This window comes from Nocardioides sp. WS12, assembly GCF_014108865.1.
Classification (GTDB): Bacteria; Actinomycetota; Actinomycetes; order Propionibacteriales; family Nocardioidaceae; genus Nocardioides.
Genome location: NZ_CP053928.1, coordinates 5,008,793 through 5,029,619, shown reverse-complemented (window position 1 = coordinate 5,029,619; position 20,827 = coordinate 5,008,793). Strand labels below are relative to the sequence as shown.

At 68.6% G+C, this 20,827-nt stretch carries 21 protein-coding genes; 15 read left to right on the top strand and 6 right to left on the bottom strand.

Features of this window, described 5'->3' with window-relative positions; translation table 11 throughout:
• The first annotated feature begins 14 nt into the window (after positions 1-14).
• Genes HRC28_RS24450 through HRC28_RS24425 form a run of 6 tightly spaced genes read left to right on the top strand, consistent with a single transcriptional unit; the run spans position 15 to position 6,822 of the window.
• Positions 15-830 carry an ABC transporter ATP-binding protein gene (locus HRC28_RS24450; RefSeq protein ID WP_202033173.1) on the top strand — a complete coding sequence of 272 codons (816 nt, stop codon included), beginning with the start codon at positions 15-17 and terminating at the stop codon, positions 828-830.
• Positions 827-1,627, top strand: a complete 801-nt coding sequence (locus HRC28_RS24445) for an ABC transporter ATP-binding protein (protein WP_237111635.1) — start codon at positions 827-829, stop codon at positions 1,625-1,627. Before HRC28_RS24450 ends, HRC28_RS24445 begins: the two co-directional genes overlap by 4 nt.
• Positions 1,624-3,459 carry an AMP-binding protein gene (locus HRC28_RS24440; RefSeq protein ID WP_182377943.1) on the top strand — a complete coding sequence of 612 codons (1,836 nt, stop codon included), beginning with the start codon at positions 1,624-1,626 and terminating at the stop codon, positions 3,457-3,459. The genes HRC28_RS24445 and HRC28_RS24440 overlap by 4 nt, the downstream gene beginning before the upstream one ends.
• Positions 3,456-4,343 carry a branched-chain amino acid ABC transporter permease gene (locus HRC28_RS24435; RefSeq protein ID WP_182377942.1) on the top strand — a complete coding sequence of 296 codons (888 nt, stop codon included), beginning with the start codon at positions 3,456-3,458 and terminating at the stop codon, positions 4,341-4,343. The genes HRC28_RS24440 and HRC28_RS24435 overlap by 4 nt, the downstream gene beginning before the upstream one ends.
• 8 nt (positions 4,344-4,351) lie before the next feature.
• Positions 4,352-5,479, top strand: coding sequence for a branched-chain amino acid ABC transporter permease (locus HRC28_RS24430; protein WP_182377941.1), 1,128 nt, complete (start codon positions 4,352-4,354; stop codon positions 5,477-5,479).
• Positions 5,480-5,535: 56 nt separating this feature from the next.
• Positions 5,536-6,822 (top strand): ABC transporter substrate-binding protein, encoded by a 1,287-nt coding sequence (locus tag HRC28_RS24425; protein ID WP_182377940.1) that lies wholly within the window; start codon positions 5,536-5,538, stop codon positions 6,820-6,822.
• 66 nt (positions 6,823-6,888) lie between these two features.
• Here the strand turns inward: HRC28_RS24425 and HRC28_RS24420 are convergent, their stop codons facing one another.
• On the bottom strand, positions 6,889-7,206 hold the full coding sequence (locus HRC28_RS24420) for an antibiotic biosynthesis monooxygenase (protein WP_182377939.1): 318 nt from the start codon (positions 7,204-7,206) through the stop codon (positions 6,889-6,891).
• A 46-nt stretch (positions 7,207-7,252) separates the two neighbouring features.
• On the bottom strand, positions 7,253-7,615 hold the full coding sequence (locus tag HRC28_RS24415) for a hypothetical protein (RefSeq protein ID WP_182377938.1): 363 nt from the start codon (positions 7,613-7,615) through the stop codon (positions 7,253-7,255).
• A gap of 92 nt (positions 7,616-7,707) precedes the next feature.
• Here HRC28_RS24415 and HRC28_RS24410 point away from each other — a divergent pair, with 92 nt between their 5' ends.
• Positions 7,708-8,601 carry a hypothetical protein gene (locus HRC28_RS24410; RefSeq protein ID WP_182377937.1) on the top strand — a complete coding sequence of 298 codons (894 nt, stop codon included), beginning with the start codon at positions 7,708-7,710 and terminating at the stop codon, positions 8,599-8,601.
• Here the strand turns inward: HRC28_RS24410 and HRC28_RS24405 are convergent.
• Complete coding sequence (locus tag HRC28_RS24405; protein ID WP_182377936.1) at positions 8,585-9,577, bottom strand: sulfotransferase; 993 nt, start codon at positions 9,575-9,577, stop codon at positions 8,585-8,587. The two genes, HRC28_RS24410 and HRC28_RS24405, sit on opposite strands and share 17 nt — an antisense overlap.
• Positions 9,578-9,672: 95 nt before the next feature.
• On the opposite strand from HRC28_RS24405, the gene HRC28_RS24400 reads away from it, so the two are divergent.
• From HRC28_RS24400 to purQ, 6 genes are all read left to right on the top strand, one after another.
• Complete coding sequence (locus tag HRC28_RS24400) at positions 9,673-10,233, top strand: sigma-70 family RNA polymerase sigma factor (protein WP_182377935.1); 561 nt, start codon at positions 9,673-9,675, stop codon at positions 10,231-10,233.
• Positions 10,230-11,228, top strand: a complete 999-nt coding sequence (locus tag HRC28_RS24395) for a hypothetical protein (protein ID WP_182377934.1) — start codon at positions 10,230-10,232, stop codon at positions 11,226-11,228. Before HRC28_RS24400 ends, HRC28_RS24395 begins: the two co-directional genes overlap by 4 nt.
• Before the next feature lie 46 nt (positions 11,229-11,274).
• Positions 11,275-12,174 (top strand): phosphoribosylaminoimidazolesuccinocarboxamide synthase, encoded by a 900-nt coding sequence (locus HRC28_RS24390; protein WP_237111634.1) that lies wholly within the window; start codon positions 11,275-11,277, stop codon positions 12,172-12,174.
• A 96-nt stretch (positions 12,175-12,270) separates the two neighbouring features.
• A complete protein-coding gene (locus HRC28_RS24385; RefSeq protein ID WP_182377932.1) occupies positions 12,271-13,827 on the top strand; it encodes a long-chain fatty acid--CoA ligase in 1,557 nt (518 codons plus the stop codon).
• Positions 13,828-13,916: 89 nt separating this feature from the next.
• On the top strand, positions 13,917-14,162 hold the full coding sequence (gene purS / locus HRC28_RS24380; RefSeq protein WP_182377931.1) for a phosphoribosylformylglycinamidine synthase subunit PurS: 246 nt from the start codon (positions 13,917-13,919) through the stop codon (positions 14,160-14,162).
• Positions 14,159-14,827 carry a phosphoribosylformylglycinamidine synthase subunit PurQ gene (purQ, locus tag HRC28_RS24375; protein WP_182377930.1) on the top strand — a complete coding sequence of 223 codons (669 nt, stop codon included), beginning with the start codon at positions 14,159-14,161 and terminating at the stop codon, positions 14,825-14,827. The genes purS and purQ overlap by 4 nt, the downstream gene beginning before the upstream one ends.
• Before the next feature lie 21 nt (positions 14,828-14,848).
• Here the strand turns inward: purQ and HRC28_RS24370 are convergent, their stop codons facing one another.
• A complete protein-coding gene (locus HRC28_RS24370; RefSeq protein ID WP_182377929.1) occupies positions 14,849-16,285 on the bottom strand; it encodes a glycoside hydrolase domain-containing protein in 1,437 nt (478 codons plus the stop codon).
• 208 nt (positions 16,286-16,493) lie between these two features.
• On the opposite strand from HRC28_RS24370, the gene purL reads away from it, so the two are divergent.
• Positions 16,494-18,767, top strand: a complete 2,274-nt coding sequence (gene purL / locus HRC28_RS24365; protein ID WP_182377928.1) for a phosphoribosylformylglycinamidine synthase subunit PurL — start codon at positions 16,494-16,496, stop codon at positions 18,765-18,767.
• An 18-nt stretch (positions 18,768-18,785) separates the two neighbouring features.
• Here the strand turns inward: purL and HRC28_RS24360 are convergent, their stop codons facing one another.
• On the bottom strand, positions 18,786-19,814 hold the full coding sequence (locus HRC28_RS24360; protein WP_182377927.1) for a hypothetical protein: 1,029 nt from the start codon (positions 19,812-19,814) through the stop codon (positions 18,786-18,788).
• Between the two features lie 75 nt (positions 19,815-19,889).
• Here HRC28_RS24360 and HRC28_RS24355 point away from each other — a divergent pair, with 75 nt between their 5' ends.
• Positions 19,890-20,267 (top strand): sterol carrier family protein, encoded by a 378-nt coding sequence (locus HRC28_RS24355; protein ID WP_182377926.1) that lies wholly within the window; start codon positions 19,890-19,892, stop codon positions 20,265-20,267.
• Between the two features lie 3 nt (positions 20,268-20,270).
• Here HRC28_RS24355 and HRC28_RS24350 read toward each other — a convergent pair whose 3' ends face one another.
• Positions 20,271-20,804, bottom strand: coding sequence for a hypothetical protein (locus HRC28_RS24350; protein ID WP_182377925.1), 534 nt, complete (start codon positions 20,802-20,804; stop codon positions 20,271-20,273).
• Positions 20,805-20,827: the final 23 nt, after the last annotated feature.

Here is a 20,827-nt window from a genome sequence, read left to right as displayed (position 1 = left end):
CCACCCACCCTGTGATGCCCATCACAGTCGGAGGGAGTCGGGTGCTCGCCGTACAGAATCTCGAGGTCGTGTACGACGACGTCGTACTCGCGCTCCGGGGCGTGAGCCTCGAAGTCCCTGACGGCAAGATCATCGCCCTGCTGGGCGCCAATGGTGGCGGCAAGTCCACGTTGCTGCGGTCGTTGTCGGGCCTGCTCGACATCCACGACGGTGAGATCCGCAAGGGCTCGGTGACCCTGGACGGTGAGTCGGTGGGCGAACTGAAGCCCTCGACGCTGGCCCGCAAGGGCATCAAGCACGTGCTCGAGGGTCGCCGGGTCTTCAAGGAACTCACTGCCGAGGAGAACCTCCGCGTCGGTGGCTACGCCGACCGCCGCAACCTGAAGACCAACCTGGAGCGGGTCTACGGGCTGTTCCCGATCCTGCGTGATCGCCGCGACGGGCAGGCCGGCCTGCTGTCCGGTGGCGAGCAGCAGATGCTCGCGATCGGCCGGGCGCTGATGTCCGACCCGCGCTACCTGCTGCTCGATGAGCCGTCCCTCGGCCTGGCGCCCAAGGTGGTCGAGCAGATTCGCGACATCATCGTGGAGATCAACAGCCAGGGCACGGGAATCCTCCTCGTCGAGCAGAACGCCTCCATGGCGCTGTCGATCGCGCACCACGGCTACGTCCTCGAGAACGGCCGCGTCGTGATGGACCGCAGCGCCGATCAGTTGCGCGACGACGCCGACGTCCGCGAGTTCTACCTCGGTCTGGGGGCCGAGGGCGAGGCGGCGCGGTCCTTCAAGTCCGTCAAGCACTACCGCCGCCGAAAGAGGTGGGCCTCGTGACCGCCGTCCTGCAGTTCGACGACGTCCACCTTTCCTTCGGTGCGGTCAAGGCCGTCAACGGCGTGAGCTTCACCGTCGAGGAGGACGAACTCTTCGCTGTCATCGGCCCCAACGGCGCCGGCAAGACCAGCATCTTCAACGTGCTCTCCGGCGTCTACCGCCCGCAGCAGGGGAGTGTCGTCCTCGAAGGCCATGCGCTGCTCGGCATGCGCCCGCCCGCCATCGCCCGGCTCGGGATGGCCCGCACCTTCCAGAACATTGAGCTCTTCGCGAACCTCACGGTTCTCGACAACCTGATGCTCGGTCGCCACCAGCACCTGCGCTACGGCACGCTCGCCGCGATGCTCTGGGTCGGGCGGGCGCGCAACGAGGAGCTCAAGCACCGGCGCAAGGTCGAGGAGATCGTCGACTTCCTCGAGTTGGAGCAGTACCGCAAGTTCCCCGTCGGGTTGCTGCCGTACGGCGTGCAGAAGCGCGTCGAGCTCGGCCGCGCGCTGGCCATGGAGCCGCGGCTGCTGCTGCTCGACGAGCCGGTGGCCGGCATGAACCTCGAGGAGACCGAGGACATGGCCCGCTACATCCTCGACATCCGCGACGAGCTGAGGATCCCGATGATCATGGTCGAGCACGACATGGGTCTGGTGATGGACATCGCAGACCGGATCATGGTGATCGACTTCGGCACTCCGGTTGCCACGGGGACGCCTGCGGAGATCCAGAGCAACCCCGACGTGATCCGTGCGTACCTCGGCGGCGATGCCGGTGACCTCGGCGGCACCGAGGGGGTCACGGCATGACCCGCACCGTCGTCACCCGGATCCGCGACCGCGCCGCGCAGTCGCCCAAGGGCGTCGCGATGCGCGAGAAGCGCCTCGGCATCTGGCACGAGATCACCTGGGCGACCTACTGGGACACGATCCTCGACGTCGCGCATGCCCTGCTGGCACTGGGCGTTCGCCCCGGCGACCGGGTTGCGGTCCAGAGCGAGAACCGGCCGGAGTGGTTGTTCCTCGACATGGCCACGGTGGCCATCCGGGCCACCACCGTCGGCCTCTATCCCACGAACCCGACCGCCGAGACGTCGTACCTGCTCTCGCACAGCGGCGCCTGCTTCCACTTCGCCGAGGACCAGGAGCAGGTCGACAAGGCGCTCGAATCCGGCGACCTGCCGGACCTGCGCCGGATCGTGTACGTCGAGCCGCGCGGCCTGCGGTCCTACGACGACCCGCGCCTGATGGCATGGGAGTCCCTGATCGCGATGGGTCACGAGCACCGCGCCGCGAACCCCGGCGCCGTCGAGGCACTCGTCGATGCGGCCGAGCCGTCCGACGTGATGACCCTCGTCTACACCTCTGGCACGACGGGTCCGCCGAAGGGCGCGATGCTCACGATCGGCAACGCCGAGTTCGCGCTGGAGACCGTGCTGGAGCGCAGCCCGTTCACCCGTCCGGCGCCCGGGCCCAAGGACCTGACGCTGTCCTATCTGCCGCTGTGTCACGTCGCGGAGCGGGTTCTGACGACCTGGTACAACGCCGGTGGCGGCACCCAGGTGAACTTCGCGGAGTCGATCGAGACGGTCCCGCAGAACCTCCGCGAAGTGCAGCCGACGTTGTTCTTCGCGGTGCCGCGGATCTGGGAGAAGTTGCTCGCAACGGCCCGGATCAAGCTGGACTCGGCGACCTGGGCCAAGCGGCACTGGTCGCGGTTCTGGCTGGGGCGCGCCGACAAGCTCGGGACCCGACTCGCGGCCAACGGTGGTCAGCACACCCTCGGCACCCGTCTCGCGTACGCCGTCGGGTGGCTCTTCTTCTACCGGGCGCTCCGCGACCGGCTCGGCCTGCGCCGGGTGCGGCACGCGAGTTGTGGCGCGGCGCCCGTGGCGCCGGAGGTGCTGCAGTTCTTCATGGGGATCGGCGTGCCGATGCACGAGCTCTACGGCATGACCGAGAACGCCGCGATCGCCACCGCCAACCGGCCCGGACGGGTGCGGCTCGGCACCGTGGGTGAGGCCCACGAGGGCATCGAGGTGAAGGTCGATGACGAGACCGGGGAGATCCTCACCCGGCACCCCGCGGTCTTTGCCGGCTACTGGGCTGACGAGGAAGCGACGGCAAGAGCCGTGTCGGCGGACGGCTGGCTCCACACGGGCGATGTCGGCGAATGGGACGGCACCTACCTGCGGATCACCGACCGGATGAAGGACATCATCATCACCGCCGGCGGGAAGAACATCGCGCCCTCCGAGATCGAGAACGGCATCAAGGCCTCGCCGTTCATCAAGGAAGCGATCGTCATCGGCGACGGTCGCAAGTTCCTCACCGCGCTGATCGGCATCGAACTCGACACCGTCGGCGCCTGGGCCCAGCAACGCAATCTCGGCTTCACGACCTACCGCGACCTCGCGGAGAAGGACGAGGTCCGCACCCTGGTCCAGTCGATCCTCGACGAGGTCAACAAGCGGCACAACCCGGTCGAACAGATCAAGTACTTCCGGATGCTGCCCAAGGAACTCGATCACGAGGACGGTGAGTTGACCGCCACGCAGAAGGTCAAGCGCGCCTCGATCGACGCCATGTTCCACGACCTCGTGGAGTCGATGTACGCCCCGGCGAAGGGAGGTGCGGCATGACGCAGTTCCTCGGTGCCGTTGCCGGCGGAGTCGGCCTGGGCTCGATCTACGCCCTGCTCGCCCTCGGGTTCGTGATCATCTACAAGTCGATGGGCGTGATCAGCTTCGCGCAGCCGTCGTTCCTGCTCGCGGGCACGGTGCTGGTGACCTACCTGTCGCCCGAGATCGGCTTCTTTGCCGCAGTGGTCGTCGGTGCGATCGCGATTGCCGCGGTGGCGCTGATCGTGGAGCGGATCGCGATCCGGCCGATGGTCGGCAAGGCCGTCTTCGTCATCGCGATCATCACGATCGGCATCGACATCATCGTGCGGATCGTGTCCGGCATGTTCGTCGGTTCGGACCAGCGCACGGTCGGCGACCCGTGGGGGCTGGACGCCTGGGAGGTGGGCGGGGTCTACATCGAGCATCGTGACCTGGCGGCCTTTGCCGTGACCACGGTGCTGGTCCTCGCGCTGTTCGCGTTCTTCCGCTGGACGCCGATCGGGCTGGCCATGCGGGCCTCGGCCCTCGACCAGGAAGCCGCGATGGCGCAGGGCGTCAGCGTCGGCACCGTGTTCGCCGTCTCGTGGGGCCTGGCCGGCGCGCTCGCCACCGTGGCCGGGGTGTTCGCTGCGGCCGGTCGCACGGTCGACCAGAACCACTGGCACATCGCGCTCCTGGCCCTGCCCGTGATCATCCTCGGCGGCCTCGACTCGCTCGGTGGCGCAGTCCTCGGCGGCCTCATCATCGGTGTGACGCAACAGATCGTGACGTCGTACCACCGGGACTGGTTCCCGGGCCTCGACACCAACATCGGCTCGATCACGCCGTACCTGGTGATGCTGATCGTGCTCCTCGTCAGACCGTACGGACTGTTCGGCACCAGAGAGGTCGAACGCGTATGAGCACCCTGATGAGCGGCTTGACCAGCAGGTGGGGACGCCCCGAGCTCTACACCAGCTACCGCCAGGACATGGCGCTGCTCAACACGCGCAGCAAGGTGCTCGGCACGGTCGCCGTGCTCGTCGTGGCTGCGCTGATGCCGATGCTCGTCTCCGACAACCTGCTGATCCTGCTCGGCAGCGGTCTGGTGCTCGCGATCGGTGCCATCGGCCTCAACCTCGTGACCGGGTACGCCGGCCAGGTCTCGCTGGGCCACGCGTTCTTCGTCGGCATCGGCGCGTACGCCGCCGCCGTACTCTCCGGCGACCCGGACGGCCGGTACCTCGGCTTCGGCGTCGACTTCATGCCGCTGTGGCTGATCGGCGCGGGCCTGGTCGCGGCGCTCGCCGGTGCCCTGGTCGCGCCCTTGGCGACGCGGCTGCGGGGTCTCTACCTCGCCGTCGTCACCCTCGGCCTGGTCTTCATCGGCCAGTACTTCTTCTTCGAGTGGAACGAGATGAGCGGCGGTCCGCAGGTCGGCCGCGAGGCGGCGAAGCCCGAACTGTTCGGCATCCAGTTCACCGTCGACAACGGGTTCAAGGGTGGCTGGACCGAGGAGCAGAAGCTCTACTGGCTGTTCCTCGGCGTCCTGGTCGTGGCCGCCGTACTGGCCCGCAACATCGCGCGTTCCCGGATCGGCCGGGCGTTCTCGGCGATCCGTGACCGCGACGTCGCCGCCGGAGTGATGGGCGTGAACCTCACCCGCTACAAGATCGTCGCCTTCACGATCTCCTCGTTCTATGCGGGGATCTGCGGGGCCCTGATGTTCTCGGCCAGCGGGCACTTCACGCCGGAGTCCTTCAGCCTGTTGATGTCGGTCCAGTTCATCGCGATCGTCCTGATCGGCGGCGTCGCCACGATCTCCGGCACGATCATGGGAGCGATGCTCATCGCGCTGCTGCCGCGCGTCGCGAGCGAACTGCCGGCCTTCGTGCCGTTCCTGTCGAGCTCGGCCAGCGAGCACCCGAACATCTTCGAGTTCGAGCAGATCATGTACGGCGTCCTGATCGTCGCCTTCCTGCTCTTCGAGCCACGCGGCCTCTTCGGCATCTGGCACCGCATACGCACCTACTGGAAGAGCTTCCCCTTCTCTTATTGACCGCCCAACCGGGGCTGCACCATCACAACAAGTGAGCACAACCACCAGGAGGAACCGTGAACCGAAGGTCGAGATCACTGGGGGTCATTGCGACTGCCCTGACCGTCACCATGGCGGTCGCCGGGTGCGGCCGCGACGACGACTCGAGCGGCGGTGCCGCGCCGGGTGTCACCGACGACGCGTGTCCGAACGCCATCGACAAGGACAAGGGCTGCATCTACCTCGGTACGGTCACCGACCTCACGGGCGTGTTCAAGGGCGTGGGTGAGCCGTTCACCGCTGGCCAGAAGGCCTTCTGGGACGAGGTCAACAAGGCCGGTGGCATCGGTGACTACGAGGTCGACGTGACCAAGTACGTCAAGGACAGTGGGTACGACCCGGAGAAGCACGCCGAACTGTTCAACGAGATCAAGGACGACATCCTCGCGGTCACCCAGTCGTTGGGCACCGCGCACACCAACGCGATCCTCGAGGACGCCACCAACGAGTCGATCCTTGTCGGCCCGGCCTCGCTCGGCTCGAACTGGATCTTCGACGACATCTCGCTGGAGGTCGGTTCCAGCTACTGCACCGAGGCGATGAACATCGTCGACTACGCGGCCGATGAGGGCGCGAAGTCGGTCGCGGTGGTGCACTTCCCCGGCGACTACGGCGACGACGCCATGGTGGGTGCGCGCATCGCGGCCAAGGAGCGGGGCCTCACCTTCACCGACATCACGACCGGCACGGTCGACGGAGGCGACGACCAGTCCGCCGCGATCGGTGCGCTCCTCAAGGCCAAGCCCGACTACGTCGTGATCGCGACCAGCCCCAAGGAGATGGCAGCGGTCGTCGGTGGCAGTGCGGCGCAGAAGTTCACCGGCAAGTTCATCGGATCCATCCCGAGCTGGAACTCCGCAGTGCTGGCGTCGCCGGCCGGTCCGGCCATCAAGGCGCTCTACCAGCAGGCCACCTCGTTCCCTGCGTGGGACGCGGACGTTCCCGGGCTGGAGAAGATGCGGGCCGCCGCGGGTGACCAGGCGCCGAACGACTGGTACTCCATCGGCTACGGCAGCGGGTACGTCCTCAAGGCGATCCTCGAGAAGGCACTCGACGACGACAACCTCGACCGCGAGGGCATGGTCGATGCGGCCAACAGCCTGACCGGGATCGACAGCGAGGGCACGCTCCCGGAGGGGACGGCCAACTACGAGGGTGACCCGAACGAGGCCGCCGTCCGTGTGACGCAGCTGAACAAGGTCGACGATGCCGCGTCGTCGAAGGTGTCCGTCGCCGTCGAGCCCTTCACGGGCAAGACAGCTGAGGCGTACAAGTTCACCGAGCCCTGCTACCTGCAGAAATAGGCACTACCCAGCACGCACAACGGCCCGTCGATCCTCGCGCAGGATCGACGGGCCGTTCTGTGAGGCTCAGGAAGGTCGTACGTCGAGCACGACCTCGAACTCGAGGAGATCGGCGCCGGTGGCGACCGGCTTCTTGGGCGCCTCGCCCGGCTTGTCGGCGTGGGCGGCCTTGCCCTGGCCGTCGCGCCACGCAGTGAAGGACTCCTCGTCGGCCCACTGGGTCACGACGAAGTAGCGCTGGTCGCCGGCGGTCGGCCGGAGCAGCTGGAAGCCGAGAAAACCGGGGGAGTTCTCGACGGCACCGGCACGCGCAGCGAAGCGCTGCTCGAGCTCGGCGCCGGCGCCCTCGGGGACGTGGATGGCGTTGATCTTCACGACAGGCATGGGGATTCTCCTCGGTCGAGTGCTTCGCGTGGTGCGAGCGGGTGGATCAGGCGCGTGCTTCGCCGCCCCAGTTGGACAGCTTCACCGCGATGTCGTGCAAGCGGTCCTCGCTCACACCGGCGACCTCGAAGGTGGCGTTGACGTGCGGCCCGGGCACGCGGCCGATCCGCACCGTGCCGGCGCCGTCGACGTGCTCGAGGATGCGGACCAGGCGGTTCGAGATCCGGCCCATCTGGGAGGCGTGCTCGTCATCGAGCTGGCCGAGCGCCTCGGCTTCGCGGGCGTGCAAGGTCAGGCCCAGGGCAGCACCGGCGTCGTGGCGGGCGAGGACCCAGATCTTGTCCTCCCACACCACTGCGGTCGAGTTCGTGCCCAGGCTGTCGGGGTAGGTCGCTGAAGACTCCGGCATGTCGCCACTCTGCCACCCGCAATCGCAGCCGGATGAGGCACCCCCTTTGTCGACATCCAAAGTCGACTCAAATGGTCGAGTATGATCGGCCCATGACCCTGGATGCGCTCGCCGTTCCGACGTACGACGACCCGCTGGTCGTCGTACCAGCGCCGGCTGCGGGTGCCGGCAACTGGGCGGGAGCCGCCAGCGCCGTCCTGGTCGACGGCACCTACTGGCTGACCTATCGCGTGCGTCGGCCCCTGTCCGAGGGGCGGGGTGTGAGTGTGGTGATCGCGCGGTCCGAGGACGGCGAGCAGTTCACCACCGTGGCCGAGGTCCAGCGTGAAGCGTTCGGCTGCGAATCCTTCGAACGCCCTGTCCTGGTGCCGGTTCCGGGCATCGGGTGGCGGCTCTACCTGTCGTGCGCGACGCCCGACTCCAAGCACTGGTGGATCGACAGCCTGACCGCCGCGACGCCCGAGGAGATCCCCCACGGCGAACGCCGCATGGTGCTGCCCGGTGACGAGACCGTCGCGGTCAAGGACCCGGTCATCGTGCAGCACTCGGACAGTTGGCAGATGTTCGTCTGTTGCCACCCGCTGACCGACCCGGGCCACGAGGACCGGATGACGACGCGTCTGATGCGCAGCTCTGACGGTTTGGTCTGGACCGATCACGGCGAGGTGCTCGCCGGGCAGGCGGGGGAGTGGGACGCGCGCGGCGCCCGCGTCACCGCCGTACTCCCGTGGCGGGTGGGTTCACCCCCAGCCGTCCTGTACGACGGCCGTCCCGATGCCGAGTCCAACTGGTTCGAGACCACCGGCGTGGCCACGTGGGACGGCGACCGCCTCATCCCGCTCGCCGGGCCGCCGCTCTCGTCGCCGCACAGTGATGGTGCGTGGCGCTACGCCAGTGCGGTCGCACTGCCCGACGGGCGCACCCGCTTCTACGTGGAGGCGGCGCGCCCCGACGGCGCCCACGACCTCGTCACGCTGGTGCGTTGATCCCGGACTGGAGCTGCTGACGCGCCTGGCGCTCGGCGAAGGATCCGCGGTCGCGCGTCGACAGCCAGTCGGAGAAGTCCTCGCCGGTGAGTTCGCCGAGCAGGCCGATGTCGTCGGCAAAGGCCGGCAGCAGCCGTTCGCGCTGCTCGGAGGTGAGCGAGGGGCGGTGTGCGTCGCGGGTCTGGAGGCGCGCGATGAGCGGCACGCTCGCGGCGCGCCACACCTCGGGCGCAGCGAACTGGCCGGCCCAGGCGCCGGCCCGGACGAGCGGTCCGACGACCTGCGGTCGCCAGCCGGGTGCGACGTACGGGCGCGAGTTGTCGCGAGGGATCGACGTGACCTGACCCTCGCGGATGCCGAGGAAGCGGCAGGCGCGATCGATGGTCTCCACCGGACGGTCGACGATGTCGCGGTACCGGACGACCAGCACCCGTGACTGCTCCACGAGCTTGAACAGGTCGCGGAACTGCTCGCCGTACAGGCCGAGCTCCTGGTACCGCCAGAACGGCGCGTAGCCGGCGGCGATGCGCTCGTCCTGGCGCGCGAAGGCGGTCTCGAAGTCCGCTTCGGGCTCGAGACCGTCGGACCACAGGTGCATCCAGTTGCTGTAGGCGCGGTCGATCGGATCACGAACGACGGCGATCAGCTTGATGTCGGGCAGGGACTCCGCGATCCGGCGCTGGGCGCCGCGGTGCCAGAGGTAGAACGGCGTGCTCTCGCCGCGCAGCGCGGCGTCGGGCGCGGGCCGGAACAGGTCCGTGTAGGCATCGCTCTGCCAGATCCATTCGCGTTGCGAGTGGCGGTCGCCGGGGCCGCTCCAGTGGGGCGGCGGCGCGTTCTCGCAGAGCCAGTACTTCGGCTCCTTGGGCGTGGTGACGAACACGTCGGGATGGGCCGCGAGGGCAAGGTGCAGCGCGCTGGTGCCGGCTTTGGGGGCGCCCACCAGGAGGAAGTCGGGGCGGGGTTCACGCGTCATGCGAATCCGATCAGAGGCCAATGTCAAGTAACCAAGTGTACTTAAACAACAAGGGGCCGTGCAACGATCCGATGACTGCCGGACATGGGAGGGGTATGACCACCGCTCGCGACGACGCGTTCCGCGACCTCTACGCCGCGCACTTCGACGCCGTCCTCGGGTTCGCCCTGCGTCGTACCGTGCGCCCGGAGGACGCCGCCGACGTCACGTCCGACACCTTCCTGGTGGCCTGGCGCAGGTGGAGCCACGTGCCGGCCGGTGACTCCACCCGGCCCTGGTTGTACGGCGTCGCGCGGCGAACCCTCGCCAACCAGCGTCGCGGCGACGGCCGGCGCACCGCACTCGGTGAACGATTGCGGGTCCAGGTCGCCCTTGCCGTCAGTGATCTGGCAGACGAGGTGGTGCACCGGGCCGACATCACGCAGGCGATGAAGCGATTGAGTGCGCGCGACGAGGAGGTCCTCCAGCTCCACCTCTGGGAGGGACTGGAGCCACGCGAGATCGCCGAAGTGCTCGGCCTGCCCTCGACCGTCGTACGACCGCGACTCTCGCGCGCGAAGGCGCGATTGCGTGACCTGCTCGGCAACGATCCGCCCGCAACCGGACATCTCCCCAGTGAAACCACCGCGATCGGCCCGAAGGAGGAGCTCCGATGAACCGCAAGATCACCGATGCCGGCGTTGCCGGTCTCCCCGTGCACGAGGGCCGCGCCGAACTCCTGGAGGAGATCATGGCCATCACGCCGCTCGAGTCCGTCACGACACCGTCCCCGACCCCGCCCTCGAAGCGTCGCCGGTTGGTCTCGGTCATCGGTGCCGCAGCGGCGGTCGCCGCCGTCCTGGCCGGCGTCGTCTGGCTGGGCAGCCAGGGCGGGGCCCAGACCGCCGAGGACGTCCCGGTCGCGAAGGCGCCGGGCACTGGCGAGATCGCTGTCCTCGACATCGACGGATGGGACATGACGTACTCGTCCATCGACAAGGAGTACGGCGGCGAGGTGCGCTACGAGAAGGGTGAACAGGGCCTGGACATCCACTGGCGTCCCGCCGCTGAGTACGACAGCTACGTCACGGACCGCGAGGACGTCAGCGCGCCCGAGGCGCTCGAGGTCCTCGGCCGGCCGGCCCAGCTGTTCACCTACTCGGCCAACGATCACGCGGTGATCCGCGAGGTCGTCGGCGACTTCATGCTGGAGGTCAGGGGACAGGGCATGGACAAGACGGGCTACCTCGCGCTCCTCGGCCAGCTCGTCGGCATCGAGCCCGCCGATCTGGACAGCCACCTCCCGGCGTCGTTCGTCACCGCCACCGAGCGACCGGCGGCCATCGCTGAAATGCTGGAGCCGATTCCGGTGCCGGACGGCTTCGACAGGACCCTTTCCTCCGAGGAAGTTGACCGCTACCAGCTGGGCGCCGAGGTCACGGGTGCCGTGGTCTGCGCGTGGGTCAAGGACTTCGCAGCGGCGAAGGAATCCGGCGACGCTGCGGCGGTCCGGGCCGCTCAGGCCGCACTCGCCACCAGCCGCGACTGGCCGATCCTCAAGGAGATGGACAGCGAGGGCGACTTCCCGGATGTCGTCTGGGACATCGCCGACCAGGTCGGTCGGGGAGAAGTGCCCGAGGGGACCGAGGAAGGGCTCGGCTGCGACGCCTGACGGTCTGCGCACCGCGGGCGGCAGCCGCTTCAATAGGCTGTCGCCCGTGACGCTCGCCAACATCCCGCCCGCACCCGAACTCCCCGGAGCCCGCCACCTCCACTCCGGCAAGGTGCGTGACCTCTACGAGGTCACCGAGGGACCGCACGTCGGCAAGCTGCTGATGGTGGCGAGCGACCGGCTCTCGATCTTCGACTTCGTGCTCGAGACGACCATCCCGGACAAGGGCGAGATCCTCACCCGGACCTCCCTGTGGTGGTTCGAGCAGCTCGCTGACCTGGTTCCGAACCACATCATCTCGACCGACGTGCCGGCTGAGGTCCGTGGCCGTGCGGTCATCTGCGAGCGCCTCGACATGTTCCCCGTCGAGTGCGTCGCCCGCGGCTACCTCACTGGCTCGGGACTGCTCGACTACCGCGCCACCGGCGAGGTCTGTGGCGTTGCGTTGCCGACGGGTCTCGAGGACGGCAGCCGGTTGCCGACGCCGATCTTCACCCCGGCCACCAAGGCCGATCTCGGCGACCACGACGAGAACGTCTCCTTCGACGCCATCGTGACCACCGTTGGCGCCGACACCGCCAATGCCTTGCGGGACCTCACGCTCCAGGTCTACGGCCGGGCCGAGCAGATCGCGCGCAGTCGCGGCATCATCCTGGCCGACACGAAGTTCGAGTTCGGGGTTTCCGCCGCCTCGCCCCAGATCGTGCTGGCCGACGAAGTGCTCACTCCCGACTCCTCGCGGTACTGGCCCGCCGATGACTGGCAGCCCGGACGAACCCAGCCGTCGTACGACAAGCAGATCGTGCGCAACTGGGCGCTCTCCCCGGAGAGCGGCTGGGACAGGTCGTCGGGCGAAGCGCCGCCGCCGCTGCCGCCCGAGGTCATCGAGCGCACCCGCAGTCGCTACGTCGAGGCCTACGAGCTGCTCACTGGCGAGCGCTTCTGACGGATCGGCATCTTGTGCCGGGCTCCAAAGCGGGGCGGCTCCTTGTGGTCACCTGAACAGTGACGGCAGTCACGGTCGCCGACTACGTTGGCCGCCATGACGAACCTCTCCGGCTTCCTCGAGAAGAGCGCCCAGGACTTCCCCGACCGCACTGCCATCGTTTTCGGTGACACCCGCCTGTCGTACCCGCAGGTCAACGGTGCCGCCAACCAGGTCGCCAACCTGCTGGTCGAGCGCGGCATCAAGCCGGGCGACAAGGTGGCGCTGAGCTGCCCGAACCTGCCCTACTTCACGATCGTCTACTACGGCATCCTCAAGGCCGGCGCGACCGTCGTACCCCTCAACGTGCTGCTCAAGGGCCGCGAGGTGGCCTATCACCTGGCCGACTCCGACGCGAAGGCGCTGTTCGCGTTCCAGGGCACGCCGGAGCTGCCGATCGGTGCCGAGTGCCACGCCGGCTTCGAGGCCACCGAGGGCTGCGAGAACTTCTTCGTGATCACCGCCGACCCGACCGCCCCGTCGCCGATCGAGGGCACCGAGACGTTCGGCCAGGCCGCCGGCACGAAGCCGCCGACGTTCGAGACCGTCGACGTTGATGACGAGGACACCGCCGTCATCCTCTACACCTCCGGCACGACCGGTCAGCCGAAGGGCGCCGAGCTGCGGCACCGCAACATGCGCGACAACGCACTGACGGGTGAGTCGCTCTTCGGTGCGAACTCGGCGAACCCGGACACCTACCTGTGTGTGCTTCCGCTGTTCCACTCCTTCGGTCAGACCGTCATCCAGAACGGTGCCTTCGCCTACGGCGGCACCGTCGTGCTGCTGCCCCGCTTCGAGGCTGCGCCCGCACTCGGCCTGATGCTGAAGGAGAAGGTGACCTTCTTCGGCGGCGTCCCCACGATGTACTGGGGTCTGCTCGGTGCGCTCGACGACACCGTCGACGTCACGACGCTCGCCGCGAACCTGCGGGTCGCCGTCGCCGGTGGCGCCGCGCTTCCCGTCGAGGTGCACCACCAGTTCGAGGAGCGCTTCGGCGTCACGATCCTCGAGGGCTACGGCCTGTCCGAGACCTCCCCGGTCGCGAGCTTCTCGCGGTTCGGCGAGACGCCGCGGGTCGGCTCGATCGGTACGCCGATTCCGGGTGTGGAGATGAAGTTGCTCGACGGCGACACCTGGGACGAGGTCAAGGACCCTGAAGGGATCGGCGAGATCGCGATCAAGGGCCACAACATCATGAAGGGCTACTACAAGCGCCCTGACGCGACCGCCGCCTCGATCAGCGAGGACGGCTGGTTCCGCTCCGGTGACCTCGGCCGCAAGGACGCCGACGGCTGGTACTACATCGTCGACCGGTCCAAGGACATGATCATCCGCGGCGGTTTCAACGTGTACCCGCGCGAGATCGAGGAAGTCCTGCTCACGCACCCGGCCGTCTCGCTGGCCGCCGTCATCGGCGTCCCGCACGACAGCCACGGCGAGGAGATCAAGGCCGTCCTCATCCTCAAGCCGGGCGCCTCGGCCACCCCTGAGGAGATCGTCGCCTGGAGCAAGGACCAGATGGCGGCGTACAAGTACCCGCGCATCGTCGAGTTCGTCGACGCGCTCCCGATGACCGCCACCGGCAAGATCCTCAAGCGCGAACTGAGCTGACCCCGCGACGTACCAACCGTTTTTGGCGTGATTCTCACGGTCCTGCCCCGAAAACGGTTGGTACGTCGACCGGCACTAGACTTCCGGGCGTGGCCCGAGTCGTCGTTTCCGTCATGCCGAAGCCCGAGATCCTCGACCCCCAGGGGAAGGCGGTGCTCGGTGCCCTGCCCCGGCTCGGCTTCACCGGCGCGACGGACGTCCGCCAGGGGAAGCGGTTCGAGATCGAGTTCGCCGGTGAGGTGACCGACGCCGTCCTGGCCGAGGTGCGCCAGATGGCCGAGACGATCCTGTCGAACCCGGTGATCGAGAACTACGCCGTGAGCGTCGAGCAGTGAAGGTCGGGGTCGTCACCTTCCCCGGCTCCCTCGACGACGTCGACGCGCAGCGCGCGGTCCGCATCGGCGGCAACGAAGCGGTTGCCCTGTGGCACGGTGACGCCGACCTCAAGGGTGTCGACGCGGTCATCCTGCCCGGCGGTTTCTCGTACGGCGACTACCTCCGCTGTGGTGCGATCTCGCGCTTCGCCCCGGTCATGACCGAGGTCATCGCCAAGGCCCAGCAGGGCATGCCCGTCCTCGGCATCTGCAACGGCTTCCAGATCCTGTGCGAGTCGCACCTTCTCCCGGGTGCGCTGATCCGCAACGACCACCGCAAGTTCGTCTGCCGTGACCAGTTGCTGCGCATCGAGAACAACAACACGCCGTGGACCTCGTCCTACGACCAGGGCCAGGAGATCCGGATCGTGCTGAAGAACGGCGAGGGCGGCTTCGTCGCCGACGCCGCCACGCTCGCCCGGATCGAGGGTGAGGGCCAGGTCGTGGCCCGCTACCTCGAGATGAACCCGAACGGCTCGCTCAACGACATCGCCGGCCTCACCAACGAGCGCGGCAACGTCGTCGGCCTGATGCCGCACCCCGAGCACGCCGTCGAGGAACTCACCGGCAGCGGCCTCGACGGGGTCGGCTTCTTCACCTCGCTGGTCGAGAAGACCTTCGCCTGACCCGTTGGCCGGTTCAGCCGGTCAGCTGACGAACTTGCCCACCTGCAGGTTCGCCCACGTGGCGGTGCTGACGATCCCCGCCCGCGGCATGCCGATCTTGGCCCGGTAGGCCTGTACGTCGGAAGCCATCTCGGCGTCGAAGATGCCGTCGATCTTGATCTCCAGGGTCGGTACGGCGGCCTGCATGGCGCGCTGCGCCCGTCGTACGTAGACACCGCGGGAGCCGATCTTGAGGACCGGCCGGTGGCCTGCGGACAGGATGGACATCCAGTCCTTCACGCCCCAGGTCGTGCTGGTGCGGAAGCCCAGCGACTTCTGCCACTTCATCGCGGCTGCCTGCGTGGCCGTGTTGTAGAGCCCGTTGATGGCGCCCGTGTAGACGGCCTTCTCGCGGAGCAGGCACTGCAACGCCTTGACCCGGGTCGCGTTCGGCACGGCCGAGGCGGTGGGGGGCTTGACGGCGGAGTACCGCACCAGGTCGATCCGGATGCCGGAGCAGTGTCGCTCGGCCGCCGGCGTGGAGTTGCCCAGGTCGAGGAAGTTGCGGTCGATGTTGATCGTCACGCCGCCCCAGGTCTCGTTGTGTCCGCCCTGGTACTGCTTCACGCGGCGACCGGGCAGCCACGCGGTGGGCGAGAGGTAGGCGGAACTGACCGTGGTGTTGGCGAGGCCGTCCCAGCGGGCGATCCAGAGTTGGTCGGGCAGCGCGACGCCGGGCGAGGTCTTCGCGACGTCGTCGAGCATCTTGATGCCCGAACCGGCGCTGGAGTAGAAGCCGGACTTGTAGCTCAGCCCGTGCACGCGCAGCGTCCACGCGTGCATGAACGCGACGGCAGACTGGCGGCAGCGCGTGTTGCCGAGGTCGAAGCCTTCGAGGTCGTAGAAGAGCGTGCTGGCGGGGGCCAGGCCCAATGCCTTCGCGGCCGTCACCGCACGCTCTGCCTCGAGCTTGCCCTGCGCCTTGGCCTTCGCGTAGCTGCTGGTCGGGTCCGGGTTGATCGTCGGGTCGTCCTTGTACTTCGGGTAGCGCACGCTGCAACTGGCCTGCGGTCCCAGCGTGATCGGCAGCAGGCGCCAGCCCTGCACCAGCTGGCGGGTCACCCAGGCCGGTGTCAGGTTCGGCTGGCTGCGGCAGGCACGGGAGTTGCCGCTGATGTAGATGCCGACCGACAGGAACGGCGAGTTCTCGAGCCAGGCGTCCATCTTCGCCTGGGTCGGAGCAACGCACTGGTCGAAGCCGTAGCCGGTGAAGTTGCCCGGGGTCACCGGGTTGGTGGTGGCGGCCGTTAGTTCGAGGGGCCGCGGCGGGCTGGCCGGAGTGTCCCCGCGGAGTTGTCCGAGCAGCGTCAGCGCGAGGACGGCGGCGAGCACGCCGGTGGCGAGTCGACCGGACTGCGAGCGCAGGCGCGCGTGCGGTGCGGGTCGTCGTACCGAAGTGGAAACGAGCCGGACTGACATGGCGGGACAACTCCAGGGGAAGAGGGAAGGGCCGTGGTGGCCATGTCACGGTAACCCCAACTTTCACACCAGTAACAGCCCTCGGCGATAACTACAGACCTGTAATTCGTCGCGGGCGGAGGCCCGGGACGGTGTCTGCACGCGGGTGAGCGATCTCATGGGGGAGCGGGCGGACTGAACCGCGACCACGGCCGATAGATTTGCCTCCGTGGCCGACTCAGCTCCTGCACCCGCACGTCCCGCGCTCGACACCGTCGCGGTCGCGACCGGCGACCCGGAGCGCGCACAGCCCTGGGCCGACCTCGGGCTCAAGACGGACGAGTACGACCGGATCAAGGAGATCCTCGAGCGCCGGCCGACCAGCTCCGAGCTGGCGATGTACTCGGTGATGTGGAGCGAGCACTGTTCCTACAAGTCCTCCAAGGTGCACCTCAAGCAGTTCGGTGAGATCCCCCAGGAGACGCCGATCGGCCCGATGCTCGCCGGCATCGGTGAGAACGCCGGCGTCATCGACATCGGCCAGGGCTACGCCGTCAGCTTCAAGGTCGAGAGCCACAACCACCCGTCGTACGTCGAGCCCTACCAGGGCGCCGCGACCGGTATCGGCGGCATCGTCCGCGACATCATCGCGATGGGCGCCCGCCCGGTCGCCGTGATGGACCCGCTGCGCTTCGGCCCGCTCGACGCCGACGACACCCACCGGGTGCTGCCCGGGATCGTCGCCGGCGTCGGCGGCTACGGCAACTGCCTGGGCCTGCCCAACATCGGCGGCGAAGCCGTCTTCGACGAGTCCTACCTCGGCAACCCCCTCGTCAACGCGCTCTGCGTCGGCGTACTGCGTCACGAGGACCTGCACCTCGCCAACGCGACGGGCAAGGGCAACCTCGTGGTCCTGTACGGCGCCCGCTCGGGTGGCGACGGCATCGGTGGCGTCTCCGTGCTCGCGTCCGAGACGTTCGACGCGGACGGTCCGGCCAAGCGCCCCAGCGTCCAGGTCGGCGACCCGTTCATGGAGAAGCTCCTCATCGAGTGCACCCTCGAGCTGTTCCAGGCCGGCGTGGTCGCCGGTATCCAGGACCTCGGCGGCGCCGGGCTGTCGTGTGCCACCTCCGAGCTCGCGTCCGCCGGTGACGGCGGCATGCACGTGCACCTGGACAAGGTGCCGCTGCGCGACTCGACCCTCTCGCCCGAAGAGATCCTGATGAGCGAGAGCCAGGAGCGGATGATGGCGGTCGTCGAGCCCGCCGACATCGAGGCGTTCCTCGCGATCACCACCAAGTGGGACGTCGAAGCCGCCGTGATCGGTGAGGTCACCGACACCGGTCGCCTGGTCATCGACTGGCACGGCGAGACCGTTGTCGATGTTCCCCCGCGCACCGTCGCCCACGACGGCCCCGTCTACGAGCGCCCCTTCGCCCGTCCGGCCTGGCAGGACGCGCTCCAGGCCGACAAGGCCGAGGCGCTCGCCCGCCCGACGACCGGCGACGAACTGAAGGCCACCCTGCTCCAGCTGGTCGCGAGCCCGAACCTCTGCGACAAGTCCTGGATCACCGACCAGTACGACCGCTACGTGCAGGGCAACACCGTCCTCGCGCAGCCGTCGGACAGCGGCATGATCCGCGTCGACGAGGAGAGCAACCTCGGCGTCGCCATCGCCACCGACTGCAACGGTCGCTTCGCCAAGCTCGACCCGTACGCCGGCGCCCAGCTCGCGCTTTCGGAGGCCTACCGCAACGTGGCCACCGGCGGCGCCCTCCCGCTGGCCGTCAGCGACTGCCTGAACTTCGGTTCGCCCGAGGATCCCGACGTGATGTGGCAGTTCGCCGAGGCCTGCCGTGGCCTCAAGGACGCGTGCCTCGAGCTCGGCATCCCGGTCACCGGTGGCAACGTCAGCCTCTACAACCAGACGGGCGAGACGGCCATCCTGCCGACGCCGGTCGTTGCCGTCCTCGGCGTCATCGACGACGTACGACGCCGGACGCCGTCGTCCTTCCAGGCGGCCGGCGAGCAGATCATCCTGCTCGGCACGACCCGCGAGGAACTGTCCGGTTCCGAGTGGGCCAACGTCGTGCACGGCCACCTCGGCGGCCTGCCGCCGCAGGTCGACCTGGCGGCCGAGCGCCGGCTTGCGCGCCTGCTCAAGGACCTCGTCGGTGTGGCGACCAGCGCGCACGACCTGTCCGATGGTGGCCTGGCGCAGACGCTGGCCGAGGGCGCGATGGTGAGCGGCATCGGAGCCACCGTGACGCTCGAGGGCGACGCCTTCATCGGTCTGTTCGCCGAGTCGGCGGCGCGCGCCGTCGTCACCGTCGAGGACGTCGACATCGCCGAACTGCGTGCGCTGTGTGCCCGGCACGACGTCCCGATGGCCGAGATCGGCACCACCGGCGGCGAGTCGCTCGTGGTCGAGGGCCAGTTCGACGTTCTCGTTGCTGACCTGCGGGATGCCTGGACGGCGACCCTGCCTGCTGCCCTGGGCTGATCGGTCCCGGGGGGCCGGTCAGCGCACCTTGGTGCTGACCTCGATGGTGGCCGTGAGCTCTTCGGGGGCGTCCGCGCCGCCGTAGATCGAGGTCTGCGTGACGGCGTAGGAGAACGCGGCGCTGAGCCGGGTCGAGGCGCCGTCGGCAAGGTCGAAGACCACGTTGTAGACCGTGGTGCAGCCGCCTTGCGTGAGATCGGGGCACGATCGGGACGCCGTGTCCTCGATGACCGCGGCGGACTTGACCTCGCCCAGCGTGAAGGTGGGCTTGACCTCCGTGGGGTAGTAGACCGCGCCGGACCGGGCATCGGACGACACGGCATAACGGCCCAGCGAGGTGCGGATCGTCACGCCGAGCCACTGGTGGTCGGGTTCGGCCCAGGCGCCGCCGGCGTAGGGCAGCCGCACCACGCGGCGCACGCTGCAGGCGAAGTCCGCCACGACGACCTTCTCGGCGAAGGTCGCGTCCTTCGTGCAGGAACGTGCGTTGTCCTTCGGGGGCTTGAGGTCGTAGAGCGGCTCGGCCGCGCCGGTGTCGCGCTCCCCGGTGCTCAGGTTGACGGTCTGTTTCACGCCTTCGAATTCGACAGCGAGGCTCGGGTCCTTGGCTGACCCGGAGACGAGCACGTAGAACGACGCCGACCCTTCGCCCGTTTCCCGCGGTGCCGGGAGCCGGTACGACGCCCCGTCGGCGACCAGGGTGATCGCAGGCGTGCTCTCGGTGGTGAGGAAGTCGGCGTAGTCGTTGAAGGTGGCGGCGTCGTACTGCCACGTCAGCGGGACGAACATGCTGCCCTCGGGCGCTTCGATCTCCTCCAGCTGCCGGGTGTCGTCGGCGCTGAGCGTGGCCGTCGGCTTGCCGAACGAGACTTCGAGCTTCCCGCGGGGAAGGACCACCGAGGAGGCCGCGCCGCCGCTGAACTGGTCATCGTTGCGGGCGGCCACGACGTCGCCGACCTCGACGCCGGCGTCGTCACCGCAGGCGGAGAGCCCCGGGGCGAGGACCAGCAGTCCGAAGGCGGCGGCAGCACAGCGTCGGAGAACCATGACCCCATTCTGGCCCGGCGCCCCTCAGGACACCGGCAGGGCCCACCCGCGAGCGGTGCGGGACAATGAGGGGCCATGCCTGCCCGCCTCCGTATTGCGTCTCCTGACGACGTCGCCGCCGCCCTTGCCCGCGTCGCTGCGGCGATCGACGGCGCCGAGGATCCGCCCCGCGCGGACCTGCGCCTGCTGACCAAGCACTACCTCGCGTTGCTCGAGGCGATCGCGCCAGGGAAGTCCGTCGAGGTCCGGGTGCCGCCCTACGCCGCCGTCCAGGTGGTCGAGGGCGTCCGGCACACCCGCGGCACGCCGCCGGCGGTCATCGAGACCGACGCGGCGACCTGGATCGCGTTGGCGACAGGTGACCTCACGTGGCCCGAGGCCGTTGCCGCAGGAACGGTGCGCGCCAGCGGCGAGCGGACCGACCTGTCGGCGTACCTGCCTCTTGGGAAGTAGTCCTCAGGGCTTCAGGCCATCGGCGAGTTCCTCGGCCTCGGCCCGGGTGAAGTCTCCGGTGATCTGCAACCTGCCGTCGGTGATGGCGGTCTGGACGACGGGTGCGCTGAGGACGGCGTTGTCGAACAGCACCGCGAACTGTTTCCCGGTGCCCGACAACTCGGTGCTGATCGCTTCGAACGCCTTGGCCGCGTCGTTGTCGAGCTCAAAGGTGACGATCCAGCCAACGCCTTGCGGCGAGAGTCCCGCCGTCGCGCGTTCGACACCGCCGACGATCTCCGCCGGGGACAACCGGTAGACGACTCCGTCGTCGTCGCAGGCGATCACTTCGGCCGTCGAGTCCGGCTGGGCCGCGGATCCGTGACCAGGCACGGTGCTGCAGTCCTCCGGTAGGTCGCCCGGCTCGAGCACACGACGGAACTGCAGGGGATCGTGCGCTTCCTTCACGGCAGCGTCGGGGTCGTCGTTGCAGGCCGTCAGCAGGGGTGTGAGCATGCTCGCCAGTGCGACGGTGGCGAGGACCCGAGAGAGTCGCATGGGCTCGATGATGCCTCATCTTC

Bases quoted from the DNA above. Each gene is read 5' to 3' on its own strand.
- HRC28_RS24450 (WP_202033173.1), top strand. From the start codon at position 15: ATGCCCATCACAGTCGGAGGGAGTCGGGTGCTCGCCGTACAGAATCTC.
- HRC28_RS24440 (WP_182377943.1), top strand. From the start codon at position 1,624: ATGACCCGCACCGTCGTCACCCGGATCCGCGACCGCGCCGCGCAGTCG.
- HRC28_RS24435 (WP_182377942.1), top strand. From the start codon at position 3,456: ATGACGCAGTTCCTCGGTGCCGTTGCCGGCGGAGTCGGCCTGGGCTCG.
- HRC28_RS24430 (WP_182377941.1), top strand. From the start codon at position 4,352: ATGAGCGGCTTGACCAGCAGGTGGGGACGCCCCGAGCTCTACACCAGC.
- HRC28_RS24420 (WP_182377939.1), bottom strand. From the start codon at position 7,206: ATGCCTGTCGTGAAGATCAACGCCATCCACGTCCCCGAGGGCGCCGGC.
- HRC28_RS24415 (WP_182377938.1), bottom strand. From the start codon at position 7,615: ATGCCGGAGTCTTCAGCGACCTACCCCGACAGCCTGGGCACGAACTCG.
- HRC28_RS24410 (WP_182377937.1), top strand. From the start codon at position 7,708: ATGACCCTGGATGCGCTCGCCGTTCCGACGTACGACGACCCGCTGGTC.
- HRC28_RS24405 (WP_182377936.1), bottom strand. From the start codon at position 9,577: ATGACGCGTGAACCCCGCCCCGACTTCCTCCTGGTGGGCGCCCCCAAA.
- HRC28_RS24400 (WP_182377935.1), top strand. From the start codon at position 9,673: ATGACCACCGCTCGCGACGACGCGTTCCGCGACCTCTACGCCGCGCAC.
- HRC28_RS24395 (WP_182377934.1), top strand. From the start codon at position 10,230: ATGAACCGCAAGATCACCGATGCCGGCGTTGCCGGTCTCCCCGTGCAC.
- HRC28_RS24385 (WP_182377932.1), top strand. From the start codon at position 12,271: ATGACGAACCTCTCCGGCTTCCTCGAGAAGAGCGCCCAGGACTTCCCC.
- HRC28_RS24370 (WP_182377929.1), bottom strand. From the start codon at position 16,285: ATGTCAGTCCGGCTCGTTTCCACTTCGGTACGACGACCCGCACCGCAC.
- HRC28_RS24360 (WP_182377927.1), bottom strand. From the start codon at position 19,814: ATGGTTCTCCGACGCTGTGCTGCCGCCGCCTTCGGACTGCTGGTCCTC.
- HRC28_RS24355 (WP_182377926.1), top strand. From the start codon at position 19,890: ATGCCTGCCCGCCTCCGTATTGCGTCTCCTGACGACGTCGCCGCCGCC.
- HRC28_RS24350 (WP_182377925.1), bottom strand. From the start codon at position 20,804: ATGCGACTCTCTCGGGTCCTCGCCACCGTCGCACTGGCGAGCATGCTC.